We start from the raw sequence: 13,459 nt of genomic DNA on the forward strand, positions 1-13,459 counted from the left end.
CTGTGTTTCCATTTTAGCATAGAAAGCAACGCGTTGCGTAGGCAAAAGGTTGCAAGGCATAAAGAGTTGTCAGCTTGCGCCAGAAGCCACCAGCCCGGCAATCATGGCTTCAATTTCGACAACTGCCGCATCAATCTTTTGCGGATCGCTGCCGCGCACCACGAGTTCGGTGCTGAAGCGCCCGCCTTCGAATTTCGGATAGGAACCGATGATCGTATCAGGGTTCTGCTTCTGGATTTCGGCCAGTGGCGCGCCGATGACGCCTTCGCCGAACGGGCAATGCACCGCGCGCGACAACAGCTTGCGCCCGGTCCGCAGCGTAGGGAGAACATTGTCGAGCATGGCCTGAAACACGGACGGCACGCCCGCCATCACATAAACATTGCCGATATGAAAGCCCGGTGCAGCAGAAACCGGATTGTCGATATGTTCCGAACCCTCTGGCATGCGGGCCATGCGCTTGCGGGAATCGGTGAATTCCAGACCCCGCCGCGCATAATTGTCGCCGAGAAGCTTCATGGCTTTTTCATCATAGATGCAGGGCACGCCAAAGGCTTTCGATACAGCGTCGGCGGTGATGTCGTCATGGGTGGGGCCGATGCCGCCAGACGTAAAGACATAATCATAGTTCGAACGCAGGGCATTGAGGGCGGCAACGATGGCGTCTTCCTCGTCCGGCACGATCCGCACTTCCTTGAGGTCAATGCCCGCAGCCGTCAGCAGATCGGCGAGATGCCCGATATTCTTATCCTTGGTGCGCCCGGAAAGAAGTTCGTCGCCAATGGCGAGCATTGCAGCCCTGACGGCCTGCTGCGAAGTGTCGGTCATACCCAGACTCCATTTCAATCTGGCGACAGTTAAGCCTCAGCCGCACCCAGCCGCAACCGGTTTTCGCAAAAGGCAAAATGTTCCTCCCTTGGTCCACCTTTCCAAAATGAAAATGCTCTCTAGTTGAGTGAATGCGGAAAAGGGGTTCCGTAAAATCGAAAACGGAGACGTCAGATGGTAAAGGTTCTGGTGCTGTACTATTCGTCCTATGGACATATGGAGCAGATGGCCAAGGCTGCGGCAGAAGGTGCGCGCGAAGGCGGCGCAGAGGTCACGATCAAGCGGGTGCCCGAACTGGTGCCGCTCGAAGTCGCCAAGGCCTCGCATTACAAGGTCGATCAGGACGCACCCATCGCATCGCCGAACGATCTGGTCGAATATGACGCCATTATATTGGGCACGGCGACCCGCTATGGCATGATGGCCTCGCAGATGAAGAATTTTCTCGATCAGACCGGTGGTCTGTGGGCAAAGGGCGCGCTGCTCAACAAGGTTGGCTCGGTGATGGTTTCAACGGCGACGCAACATGGCGGCGCGGAACTCGCGCTGATTTCGGCGCAGTGGCAGTTGCAGCATCATGGCATGATCATCGTGCCGCTTTCCTATGCCTATCAGGGGCAGATGGGCAATGATGTCGTGCGCGGCGGGGCGCCCTATGGCATGACGACGACGGCAGATGGCGACGGCTCGCGCCAACCATCCGAACAGGAACTGGAAGGCGCGCGTTTTCAGGGCAAGCGTGTTGCAGAAATCACCGCCAAGCTGCACGGCTGAGATATCTGATTAAAACAAAAGCCGCCGAGAAAACACGGCGGCTTTTGCGTATGAAAAATTGTGGTGCGGTCGGCGGGACTTGAACCCGCAAGCCTAAAAGGCGACGGATTTTAAGTCCGTTGCGTATACCAATTTCGCCACGACCGCAGCGACTGGATTTCTATGTCATGATTTGCGCGATGATTTCAAGACAGAAAGCTTGTCAGCAATAACAGCGAATTTCCGAATATCTGCATGTTCTAAAATAGAAAAGAGACGCCATCGCTTTAATTATTGCAGTTGCATCCAAGCTTATAGCTTCATCCTTGTTTGCATGGGCAAACCCGTATAGCGATAAGCCCTATCGAGTAGGAATGAAGAAAGTTTAAGTATGACCGCCTTCGTCAAATCCGTGGCTCAGGCCGAAAAGGCAATGCGTGCGCTTTTCCCCGAGACACAATTGCAGCTCAACGATTATCTCTCCCGCAAATATGGTGCGGAGATTTGGTTGAAGCGCGAAGATCTGACGCCGGTGCGCTCCTACAAGATTCGTGGCGCTTTCAATTTCATTTCCAAGGCAGTGAAAACGACTGATGAGAACGCGGTGTTCGTCTGCGCTTCGGCAGGCAATCACGCGCAGGGTTTCGCTTTCGTTTGCCGCCATTTCGGTCGCAAGGGTGTTGTTTTCATGCCGGTGACCACGCCGCAGCAGAAAATCGACAAGACCCGCGCTTTCGGTGCTGAATTCATTGAAATCAAGCTGGTCGGCGATATTTTCGACGTTTGTTATGCCGCTTCGCAGGAATTTGCGGCCAGCAACAACGGTGTCATGGTGCCGCCATTCGACCATCCGGGTATCGTGGAAGGACAGGCAACCGTCGCTTTGGAAATCGAAAGGCAGCTACCGGAGGGCAAAAAGCCCGATCTGGTTCTGCTGCCGGTGGGCGGCGGCGGGCTTTCCGGTGGCGTGACGCAGTATATTTCCGATCTCGGCTGGAAAACCGCGTTTCGCTTTGTCGAACCGAAGGGCGCCGCAAGCCTGAAAGGCAGCCTTGAGGCCGGCAAGCGCATCAAGCTTGCCCATGTCGATAATTTTGTTGACGGGGCGGCGGTTGCCGAGATCGGCAAAGAAAACTTCAAGCTTCTCAAAGGCTTCGACGCAAAGTCTGTCATAACGGTTCCGGAAAACCGTCTCTGCGCGACCATCATTGAAATGCTCAATATTGAGGGCGTGGTGCTGGAGCCAGCGGGCGCTTTGGGCATAGACGCGCTGAAGGATTTCAAGAAAAGCGAAATCAAGGGCAAGCGCATCGTGATTGTCGTTTCGGGCGGGAATTTTGATTTCGAACGCCTGCCGGATGTGCGCGAAAGGGCGCTTCGCTTTGAAGGTTTGAAGAAATACTTCATTTTCCGCTTCCCGCAGCGTCCGGGCGCATTGCGCTCGTTCCTCGATCTGCTGGGGCCGGAAGATGATATTGCCCGCTTCGAATATCTGAAGAAATCGGCGCGCAATTTCGGCTCGGTGCTGATCGGCATCGAAACGAAGGATGCCGCGAATTTCAAGCTCCTGGAAAAGAAATTCGGTGAAGCCGGTTGGGCTTATCAGGACATTACGGATAATCAGGTTCTAGCTGATTTCATCATTTGAACCGGAGCTAAGCGTCTGAATCAAAAAGGCGACAGGCCATGGCGAAAATGGTGATTTCGAGAACCGGAGCGCAGCGTACTTGAACGTACGTGAGCACCGGAAGCGCAGAAATTGCCATTTGCAGACCGGCATGATGGCTTTTGGATCAGACGCGAAAACGAAATCATTTGCTTTTTTGCTCAAACCACCCCATATGGGCGGCAGGCGCATGGGCCGACGTTAGTTGTCGGCTTTCCCGGCATTGGACTTGTTGCGTCACACCTTTGTCTTCCGGAATGGTCTGGAAACGGAGGGGACCTGAGATTTGCTCGGGCACGGCTGCGCAAGTCGCCAGGGGTTTTCCCGGCGTCCCGTCGTTATCATAAAAACAGATTTGGCTCGGGCAAGTTGCGCTTTCCCGGCATTGAAAGCGGATCGCAGATGTGCGGTGCCGCCGAAAGAGATTGAATTGACAAATGAAAATACGAGCGGCTTTGCCGCTCTTGGCGTCACCGGCGTTTTGCTTAAAGGTGTCGAAGCTGCTGGCATGACCGAACCGAAGCCGATCCAGACGCAGGCCATCCCGCCGCAGCTGGAAGGCAAGGACATTCTCGGCATTGCGCAGACCGGCTCGGGCAAGACCGCGGCTTTCAGCCTGCCGATCCTGCAAAAGATCATCGGTCTGGGCGATAAGCGCCGCCCGAAGACGGCGCGTGCGCTTGTCCTCGCACCGACCCGCGAGCTGGCCGTCCAGATTGAACAGACGATCCGCAATGTTTCCAAGAGTGCGCATATCTCGACTGCGCTCGTGCTCGGTGGCGTATCGAAGCTGACGCAGATCAAGCGTATCGCGCCCGGCATTGACGTGCTGATCGCAACGCCGGGCCGTCTGACGGATCTGATGCGCGAAGGTCTGGTTGACCTTTCGCAGACCCGCTGGCTGGTGCTCGATGAAGCCGATCGCATGCTCGATATGGGCTTCATCAACGATGTGAAGCGTATTGCCAAGGCAACTCATGCCGACCGCCAGACCGCGCTTTTTTCGGCAACCATGCCGAAGGAAATCGCGGCGCTTGCGGGTAGCCTGCTTCGTGATCCGGTTCGTGTGGAAGTTGCGCCGCAGGGCACGACGGCTGCCGAAATCACCCAGGTTGTGCATCCTGTGCCGACCAAGGAAAAGCGCCGTCTTCTGTCGGCTCTGCTGGCCGACAAGAACATGCGCTCGGTCATCGTCTTCACCCGCACCAAGCATGGTGCGGATGCGGTTGTGCGCCACCTTGAGCGCGACAAGTTCGACGTTGCGGCCATTCACGGCAACAAGTCGCAGAATGCCCGCCAGCGCGCGCTGAACGGTTTCCGCGATGGCACATTACGCATTCTGGTTGCGACCGACATCGCCGCGCGCGGTATTGATGTTCCCGGCATCAGCCATGTCGTCAACTACGACCTTCCTGACGAGCCGGAAACTTACGTGCATCGTATCGGTCGCACCGGGCGCAATGGCGCAAGCGGCGCTTCGATCACCCTGTACGATCAGGCGACCGAGGATTCGAAGCTGCGTGCAGTAGAACGTGTGACCCGCACCAAGCTTCCGATCAAGGAGGCTCCGGTCAAGCTTGCTCCGGCGCCAACGGCAGCGCCGCGCATTTCGATTGTGGGCGAAGACAAACCGCAGAAGACGCAGCACCGCAAGGGCCCGTCGCCGCAGCAGCATCGTCGCCCAGCGCAGAAGCCGGGCGAACATCGTGGGGGCAACCACGCTTCCGCAGGTGGTCATGCCAATGCGACTGGCGAAGCTGCACCGAAGGCAAAGCGCCCATTCCGCCGCAAGCGCCGCACAGGCAATGGCGGCGGTGGTCAGCGCGCTGCGTAACCGTCTTTCGGAACATCTTTTACAAAAGCCGCCCATTTCGGGCGGCTTTTTCTTTTGGGATGGCCTTTTGTGGATTGAGTTTGCCAGTTGGTGTGGAAAATTATTCCATCCTTCCTTGAAGGGCAGGGCAGTTCCTCATACTTTCCGGGCAAACAATTCGGCCCAAGATGAAGGATGGAAGCTATGCTCCAATCGGTTCTAGACGCAATCGGTAACACGCCATTGATTCGTCTCAAGAAGGCTTCCGAAATCACCGGTTGCGAGATTTACGGCAAGGCTGAATTCCTCAATCCGGGACAGTCGGTCAAGGACCGCGCGGCGCTTTACATTATCCGTGACGCCGAAAAGCGCGGCCTGCTTCGCCCCGGCGGTGTCATTGTTGAGGGCACGGCAGGCAATACCGGCATTGGCCTGACGCTCGTTGCCAAGGCGCTCGGCTATCGCACGGTCATCGTCATTCCGGAAACGCAGAGCCAGGAAAAGAAGGATGCGCTGCGTCTGCTCGGAGCGGAACTCATCGAAGTTCCGGCAGCGCCTTATCGCAATCCCAACAATTATGTACGACTGTCGGGGCGGCTGGCCGAACAGCTCGCCAAAACCGAACCGAATGGCGCGATCTGGGCCAACCAGTTCGATAATCCAATCAATCGTCAGGCGCATATCGAGACCACTGCGCCGGAGATCTGGCGCGATACCAATGGCAAGGTCGACGGTTTCGTGGCGGCGGTCGGATCGGGCGGTACGCTTGTCGGGACGGCCTTTGGTTTGAAGGAACACAATCGCGACATCAAGATCGCGCTCGCCGATCCTTATGGCGCGGCACTTTACTCCTATTACACGACCGGCGAATTGAAAGCCGAGGGCGATTCGATCACCGAAGGCATCGGGCAGGGGCGTATCACGGCCAATCTGGAAGGGTTCACACCTGATTTCTCCTATCGCGTTGCGGATGCCGACGCGCTCGACGTTGTGTTCGATCTCGTGGAGAATGAGGGGCTTTGCCTTGGCGGTTCTTCTGGCATCAACATCGCCGGTGCGATCCGGCTTGCAAAAGATCTCGGTCCGGGCCACACAATTGTGACGGTGCTTTGCGACTATGGTAATCGTTACCAGTCGAAAATGTTCAATCCATCCTTCCTGCGCGGCAAGAACCTGCCGGTGCCGGGCTGGCTGGAAACGAAAACCGAGATAGACATACCGTTCGAGGAATAAAACAATGGCCTATGAGACCGATGCGCTTTTCCGTGAAGATTCCTATCTTTCAACGGCGGAGGGCAAGGTTCTCGCCATTACCGACACCGGCGGCATTATTCTCGACCAGACGAATTTCTATGCGACCTCCGGCGGACAGCCGGGGGATATCGGCTTTTTCGAGCGCGCCGATGGATCGCGGATCGAGATTACCGCGACCGTTACCGGCGAAAACAAGAATGAAATCGTCCACGTGCCCGGCGAAGGTCAGGCCGTGCCGACAGTCGGTGAAACACTCGTCCTGCATATCGACTGGCCGCGCCGCTATAAGCTGATGCGCATGCACACTGCCTGCCATCTGTTGTCAGTCGCCTGTCCGTTTCCGATCACCGGTGCTGCGGTGGGCGAGGATGAAAGCCGTGTCGATTTCGATCTGCCCGATCCGACCTACACGAAGGAATTCGTGACCGAAAAGATCATGGAACTGGTCAAGGCCAACGATCCGGTTTCGATCAACTGGATCAGCGATGAAGAATTTCTCGCCAATCCTGATATTGTGAAATCGAAGAATGTCCGCCCGCCTGTCGGGCTCGGACGCATCCGGCTTGTCGCCATTGGTGAAAATGGCGCGGTGGATTCCCAGCCATGCGGCGGCACCCATGTGTCCGAAACGCAGGAAGTGGGCGAAATCCATATCGGCAAGATCGAGAAAAAGGGCAAGGAAAACCGCCGTTTTCGTATCCGCTTCGGTGCTTTGCCGGACGCGTGAGCATACAGGAGTTTTGACTATGGCTGAGAAAAGCGCATTTGTCGTTTCACGTGACTGGTTGAAGGAGCGGCTGGAAAAGCCGGGCATCGCCATTGTGGATGCATCCTGGTATCTGCCTGCGGCGGGACGCAATGGCCTTGAAGAGTATCATGGGGCGCATATTCCGGGCGCAGTGTTCTTCGATCAGGACGTGATCGCCGACAAGGATTCTGGCCTGCCGCACACTTTGCCATCGCCCGAACTCTTCGCGCAGCATGTCGGCGCCATGGGCATCATGGCAGATGAAACCGTGGTGGTCTATGATGGGCCCGGCATGTTTGCAGCACCGCGTGTCTGGTGGATGTTCCGCATCATGGGCGTTAAAAACGTCTTCGTTCTCGATGGCGGTTTCGATGGCTGGAAGGCAGCAGGATATCCCGTGACCGACGAACCGACGAAGATTGCGGCGACGCTGTTCACGCCTGCTTTCGATCCGGCTGGCGTCGTCGATTTTGCCGAAATGCGGGAACTCGTCGATGAACGCCGTACTCAGATTGCCGATGCGCGCGCTGCCGGACGTTTTACCGGTCGCGACGCCGAACCGCGCGCGGGCATGCGCTCCGGTCATATGCCGGGCGCACGTAATGTTCCAGTCGGTACGCTGTCGGAGAACGGCGAGCTGAAGGATCTGGATAGTCTGCGCGCAATTTTCGACAAGGCTGGCGTCGATCTCACCAAGCCTGTCGTCACAAGCTGCGGCTCTGGTGTCACGGCGGCGGTCATCATGCTGGCGCTGGCCTCGCTCGGCCATAAGGATAACCGGCTTTATGACGGTTCCTGGAGCGAATGGGGTAGCAGGCAGGATACCCCGGTAGTGACGGGCGAAGCCGACTGATCATGGTCGAAAAGCTGAAAGCCCGCATTACGCATCTGGAAATGCAGTCGCGACCGGCGATTTCCGTGCCGGTTCCCTCTGGTTTGCGGCTCGCCATCATGCGGGCGAGCGGCATGCCGGTGCATTTCTATCGCTATCTTTACGAGCAGGTGGGGCGGCAGCATCACTGGATGATGCGCCGCGTGCAGAGCGATGCGGAAGTGGCCGACATTATCCACGCCGATACGAGTGAAATTCACGTGCTTTATGCCGATGGCAATCCAGCCGGTTTTGTGGAACTCGATCTGACAGCCATGCCGGAAACGGCAGAAATCCTCTATTTTGGCCTGATGCCCGATTTTCAGGGGCGGGGGCTTGGCAAGTTCTTTCTCAGTGAAGCAATCTCGGCGGCCTGGGCGCACGGGCCGCAGAAAATTGCGATCCATACCAATACGCTCGACAGCCCGCGCGCTTTGCAGCTCTATCAGAAGATGGGTTTTGTTCCGGTCGGCTGGTCGGAGGAAGAAGTTATCCCTTGGGTTGAATAGCTCACCGAATATCAGCTGCGCGCTATTTCGCGACCACTGTTGATAGAGACAACTGAAGCGCTCGCCAGTCGAGCGCTTTCTTCATCCAGCACCACGCAATTGCGTCCGCGTTGCTTGGCCATATACAGGCAGCGGTCGGCGCGGCTCATCACTTGCGAATTGGTTTCGGTTTTTGGAGCGGAAGCCACGCCGATGCTGATCGTCAGCGGATAGACCTGATATTCGGTCGAGTGAAAGGGCGTACCTTCCACTTCCGTGCGGATGCGCTGCGCTACGCGCACGCCGGTTTCGCTGCTGGCGCCCGGCAGGAAGACGCAGAATTCCTCGCCGCCGATGCGCCCGACCAGATCGCCTTTACGCGTCACGTTTTGCAGGGCAAAAGCAATCAGCTTTAAAGCACGGTCGCCGGCGCTGTGGCCGAACGTATCGTTGATGGCTTTGAAGTGGTCGGCATCGATCACCATCAGTACACCTGTTTCAATACGCGACCGGCTGACTTTCATGGCGTCGAAAAGCGCTTCGCGATTGAGCAATCCCGTCATGTGATCGACGCGCGCGCGCCTGCAATTCAACATGCGCTCTCTCAAGCTGGGTATAGGCGTCTTTCAGCCTGTTATGCTGCCGGAAAATATAAGCGAGTGACGGAAAAGCCGTGGCAAAGGGAATTCCAGAGCTGAGCGCCAGCGCCACAATCCCAGGTCTTTCACCAGACAGGGCGGCAGCAGTCCAGGTCAGCGTGACAGAAAACAGCACGACAGAAAGGGTTATCACTCCTGCTTTCCATAAAGCTGCCTTCATTTCCTTACTCCCCGTCCCCGGATCAGGATTATCTGTTTGCCACTCGAAACCTTACGTTAAGGGAGCAATTGATTGAACGGCTTATAAGAGCAACTGCTCGTAAGGAAAAGATACCAAAAAGCCCGGATGCAACTTTTCCAAGAAGCGTACCCCGAAAGACACAATTTAAGGTTTTAGTTGTCCTCGTGCGGGCAAGCAAAAAGACAACAAGAGCGGGGGAGGTATCGGGATTTTCGAAGGATATATTCGCTTTGAAATGGCTAACATAAGCAAGGGACGGAAACAACCGCCCGGAGCAGTTTCAGCGAAAGTTGAATCACCGTAATCCCTATAATCTTTGGCTTTTGCGCACATCTTATCCGAAACAGCTTCGTGCTTTTCGAACCATGCTCAAGCGACGAAGACGAGCCTTCCGAGGCGTACAGATGGCAAGGACGCTTCGAAAGAACTCGTCTTATCCGGGCAGTGCATAACGTTTGGAGATTTCCGGTTGTGAACCGGTAAGGCGGTGGTCGTCAGAAGACAGCGAGGTATTTCAGCAGCGAGATGATGCCGATGATGATCACGATAACTTGAGCGATCTGTTTCACCTTCGCATCCAGTGGCAGCATGTTGATGAGATAAAGCACGAGGAAGATAACAAGAATTGTTATCAGAAGGCCGATGAGGATGGACATAGCTGTTCTGACCCTTACTGGAACGGCGCATTGTTCTTACCGTCTGACCGCCGCTCCTCCAGAACGTCAGACTGAACGTTAAGCGAAAAGGCTGGTGCAAGAGCCCAAGTCCTTTCGCAGCATTCTCGTTTCCCGTTGGAAAACGATATGCCGGATAACGTTTCGACGTGGAGAAAGTTCCGCTGGAACTGCGAGCGGGAAGGGCGAAGGGTGGCTGGATTTGAACTCCCGCCACCCGCAGAAGAATATTATCCCTGCTTCATGGTGCCGCTTTCGCGACGGCGTGTGTGCCAGCTGAAAGCTTCCTCCAGAAGGTGTGGCGTGTGGCCGCCACGCGCGCAGGCGCGCTCGAAATAATCATTGAGCTGGTCGCGATAATCCGGATGCGCGCAATTGTGGATGATCACACGGGCGCGCTCACGCGGGGCGAGGCCGCGCAAATCGGCAAGGCCCTGTTCGGTCACCAGAATATCGACGTCATGTTCCGTATGGTCCACATGGGTGACCATCGGAACGATGGATGAAATGGCGCCATTCTTGGCTTCGGACTTGCTGACGAAGATCGAGATATAAGCATTGCGCGCAAAATCGCCCGAGCCGCCAATACCGTTCATCATATGTGTGCCATCGACATGGGTGGAATTCACATTGCCATAAATATCGAACTCAAGCGCGGTGTTGATGCCGATAATGCCGAGGCGGCGAATGACTTCCGGGTGGTTGCTGATTTCCTGCGGGCGCAGGATCAGCTTGTCGCGATAGCGGTCGATATTGTTGAAGACGCGCTCGCCGACGGCGGGGCTGAGCGTGATCGATGCACCGGAGGCGTAGTCCAGCTTTCCAGCATCGAAAAGCTCGAAGGTGCTGTCCTGCAGCACTTCGCTATACATACGCAGATTGTGGAAAGGGCTATCGGCAAAACCGTTGAGCACAGCGTTTGCAATGGTGCCAATGCCGGCCTGAAGCGGGTTCAGTGTCAGATCGAGACGGCCATGCTCCACTTCCTGCTTAAGAAAATTGATCAGGTGGGTGGCAATGGCAACGGTTTCGCTGTCGGCAGGTTCGACCGTCGAGGCGCTGTCGTTTTCCTGCGTAATGACGATACCGGCAATTTTCTCGACCGGAATCGGAATATAGGGCAGGCCGACGCGGCTGTCGCAGGCCGTGACCGGGATGGGGTCGCGGGTAGGGCGCTTCGTCGGAATATAGATGTCGTGCAGGCCTTCAAGCGCCATAGGCTGATTGAGATTGACCTCGACGATCACCTTCTCAGCCAGGATGGCAAAGCTTGCCGAATTGCCGACCGACGTGGTCGGAATGATGCCACCGCTTTCGGTGATCGCCAGCGCCTCGACAACAGCATAATCGATCGGACCGATCTGGTTGGAACGCAACTGCTCGACCGTCTCAGACAGATGCTGGTCGATGAACATGACCTCACCGCGATTGATCGCGGAACGCAGGGTACGGTCGACCTGAAACGGCATACGACGCGCAAGCACATGGGCTTCGGTCAGGATCTTGTCGACGTCATGTCCAAGCGAAGCACCGGTAATCAGCGTGATCTGAAAAGGATCGGTTGCCGCACGCGCTGCCATGGCAACCGGAACTGCCTTGGCGTCACCGGCGCGGGTAAAGCCGCTCATGCCGACGATCATGCCATCCTTAATGAGGCTGGCCGCCTGCTCCGGCGTGATGATCTTTTCTCGCAGCGAAGCGTTTCGAATACGTGCTTCCAACATCTATAACTCTACCTTCTATCCCATCCAGCCAGCGGGCCGGGAATGCCCGTTCAATATGCGCCATGACCGCAAATGCCGGTCAGGAACGCGAGCGCTGGAACCCGCGTCGGGTCATACAACATGTACACGAATACATGCTGCTTTGGTCTTAGATCGTTCGAGGCTCCATACACTTTTCAGTCATTCTCATGCTGCAAGCAGTAAGGGAATGATTTTAATCAACCGCCGAATTTGTCAATCACAGATGAGATGAAACGCCCGGCCAGTCGCGTTTTAAGCGCCGGGCTGAACCGGTTTTTCGTGATCATAATCTTAATATAATTAGATATTACTTATATTGATTTGATAATAATACAAATAAATTTGCAATATAGATTGCGATCCATCATATTAAATTGATAATGGGGTGGCGGATATGAATTTATTATTATTACGTAATTTATATTATAGAATTATATATATTCTTTCTTTCATTGCGTCCCTGGTGACGATTTGCGGAACTGCTTATGCGCAGGGGCCGACACAAGCCCCAAAGCCTGTGCAAGTTGGCGTTTATGTCAGCGAACCTTTCGTCAACAATGAGGGCAATAGTTACTCCGGCATGGCGATCGACATCTGGCAGAACATCGCTGAACGCCTGAATATTGCATCGCATTATGTGGAATTTCAAAACTACGGCGCGTTGATGAGGGCCGTTTCCGAGGGCAAAGTCGATGCAGCCGTTACCAATCTGACCATCACCGAAAGCCGGGCTGAGATCGCCGATTTTACCTATCCATGGTTCGATGCTGGTCTGCGTATCATGGTGCACACCCAGGCCGGAACCGGCTGGGATGACCTTGTCGGACACCTCGGCCGCGCTGGCCATCTGACCACCTATGTCTGGATTTTGGGCATTCTCCTTGCGGCGACGGTGCTTCTGACGCTGTTCGACAGGCGTTTTGATGAAAGCTTTCCGAAACGGTGGCGGGAAGGGCTGGCGGAGAGCTTCCATCATGTGGTTTCGATTGCCACTTCCGGCAAAACCTCACGCAAAAATCTGTTCGGCTGGATTGGGCGTATCTGGCAAACCTTCTGGATGGTCTTCGGCATCGCCATTATCGCCTATGTCACATCATCGATCACTAGCGTGATGACCGTGGCGCATATCGACAACAGGATATCGAACCTGAGCGACCTGCAGAGAAAATCCGTTGGTGTGCGAACTGGCAGCGTTGCAGAACAGTTTCTGAAATCCCGGTCCATCGCCACGGTTACGTTCGATCATTTGCCGGAAGCCGTTACCGCGCTCGTCAATGACGAGATAGCGGCAATCGTCGCAGACGGTCCCGTGCTGGAATATTATATGCATCAGCATACCGATCAGCCGCTCGATCTTGTCGGCGGTGCATTCAGCCCGGACAAATACGGATTTGCATTTCCGCGTCACAGCGAACTCGTCCAACCAGCCAGCGTAGCCATCATCAGCCTGCATGAAAGCGAGGAGATCGCAAAGCTGAGGGCCAAATATCTCGGCGCGGCGAAGTGAGTGAGGGTACGAGCACTGATGGTTTCTCGCGTTTCGAAGGGAACGATATGCCGTTGGTGTCAGGCCCATATCGCAGGTCAGATCGGTATGGCCATCGTAGGTCAGTCGCACTTCAAGCTAGAACCCACCCCCTGTTATATATGTTGTTTTGGCAAGTTAGGGATGCGCTATCTCCAGCAAGATAGAGATGCGACAGGTGCTGACGTTCAGCCCCCATTCCGAGAGGCTGGTCAGGGTTGCAAGCGAGGAATGGGGGCGGGTCGATAGGTGCC

At 55.6% G+C, this 13,459-nt stretch carries 11 protein-coding genes, 1 tRNA gene and 1 pseudogene; 8 read left to right on the forward strand and 5 right to left on the reverse strand.

The genetic code is table 11. The features are described 5' to 3' along the window. Positions 1-69: 69 nt before the first annotated feature. Positions 70-828: a competence/damage-inducible protein A gene (locus tag WIX40_RS02430; protein ID WP_109369098.1), complete on the reverse strand. Its 759-nt coding sequence runs from the start codon at positions 826-828 to the stop codon at positions 70-72. Between the two features lie 174 nt (positions 829-1,002). On the opposite strand from WIX40_RS02430, the gene wrbA reads away from it, so the two are divergent. After that, positions 1,003-1,602, forward strand: coding sequence for an NAD(P)H:quinone oxidoreductase type IV (wrbA, locus tag WIX40_RS02435; RefSeq protein WP_109369097.1), 600 nt, complete (start codon positions 1,003-1,005; stop codon positions 1,600-1,602). 61 nt (positions 1,603-1,663) lie between these two features. On the opposite strand, the gene WIX40_RS02440 is transcribed toward wrbA, so the two are convergent. Then, positions 1,664-1,749 (reverse strand) — tRNA-Leu (locus WIX40_RS02440). 223 nt (positions 1,750-1,972) lie between these two features. Here WIX40_RS02440 and ilvA point away from each other — a divergent pair. The 6 genes from ilvA (at position 1,973) to WIX40_RS02470 (ending at position 8,442) form a co-directional block, all read left to right on the forward strand. Further along, positions 1,973-3,229, forward strand: a complete 1,257-nt coding sequence (gene ilvA / locus WIX40_RS02445) for a threonine ammonia-lyase IlvA (RefSeq protein ID WP_109369096.1) — start codon at positions 1,973-1,975, stop codon at positions 3,227-3,229. Positions 3,230-3,677: 448 nt separating this feature from the next. Then, positions 3,678-5,081, forward strand: a complete 1,404-nt coding sequence (locus WIX40_RS02450) for a DEAD/DEAH box helicase (RefSeq protein ID WP_371830783.1) — start codon at positions 3,678-3,680, stop codon at positions 5,079-5,081. Between the two features lie 183 nt (positions 5,082-5,264). Continuing rightward, positions 5,265-6,293 carry a cysteine synthase A gene (locus WIX40_RS02455; protein WP_109370236.1) on the forward strand — a complete coding sequence of 343 codons (1,029 nt, stop codon included), beginning with the start codon at positions 5,265-5,267 and terminating at the stop codon, positions 6,291-6,293. A gap of 4 nt (positions 6,294-6,297) precedes the next feature. Next, positions 6,298-7,041: an alanyl-tRNA editing protein gene (locus tag WIX40_RS02460; RefSeq protein WP_109369094.1), complete on the forward strand. Its 744-nt coding sequence runs from the start codon at positions 6,298-6,300 to the stop codon at positions 7,039-7,041. Between the two features lie 19 nt (positions 7,042-7,060). Beyond that, positions 7,061-7,915, forward strand: a complete 855-nt coding sequence (sseA, locus tag WIX40_RS02465; RefSeq protein ID WP_109369093.1) for a 3-mercaptopyruvate sulfurtransferase — start codon at positions 7,061-7,063, stop codon at positions 7,913-7,915. Between the two features lie 2 nt (positions 7,916-7,917). Further along, positions 7,918-8,442 (forward strand): GNAT family N-acetyltransferase, encoded by a 525-nt coding sequence (locus WIX40_RS02470; RefSeq protein WP_109369092.1) that lies wholly within the window; start codon positions 7,918-7,920, stop codon positions 8,440-8,442. A gap of 11 nt (positions 8,443-8,453) precedes the next feature. Here the strand turns inward: WIX40_RS02470 and WIX40_RS02475 are convergent. The 3 genes and pseudogenes from WIX40_RS02475 to scpC all read right to left on the reverse strand — a co-directional run bounded on the left by WIX40_RS02475 (position 8,454) and on the right by scpC (position 11,659). Beyond that, positions 8,454-9,240 (reverse strand): annotated as a pseudogene (locus tag WIX40_RS02475) (GGDEF domain-containing protein). Between the two features lie 515 nt (positions 9,241-9,755). Next, positions 9,756-9,917 carry a Thivi_2564 family membrane protein gene (locus WIX40_RS02480; protein ID WP_167836030.1) on the reverse strand — a complete coding sequence of 54 codons (162 nt, stop codon included), beginning with the start codon at positions 9,915-9,917 and terminating at the stop codon, positions 9,756-9,758. Positions 9,918-10,165: 248 nt separating this feature from the next. Next, positions 10,166-11,659: a succinyl-CoA:acetate CoA-transferase ScpC gene (scpC, locus tag WIX40_RS02485; protein ID WP_109369090.1), complete on the reverse strand. Its 1,494-nt coding sequence runs from the start codon at positions 11,657-11,659 to the stop codon at positions 10,166-10,168. A 484-nt stretch (positions 11,660-12,143) separates the two neighbouring features. Here scpC and WIX40_RS02490 point away from each other — a divergent pair, with 484 nt between their 5' ends. After that, positions 12,144-13,187, forward strand: coding sequence for a transporter substrate-binding domain-containing protein (locus WIX40_RS02490; protein ID WP_339438204.1), 1,044 nt, complete (start codon positions 12,144-12,146; stop codon positions 13,185-13,187). The last annotated feature ends 272 nt before the right edge of the window (positions 13,188-13,459 follow it).

Source organism: Ochrobactrum teleogrylli (genome assembly GCF_037482325.1).
Classification (GTDB): domain Bacteria; phylum Pseudomonadota; class Alphaproteobacteria; order Rhizobiales; family Rhizobiaceae; genus Brucella; species Brucella teleogrylli.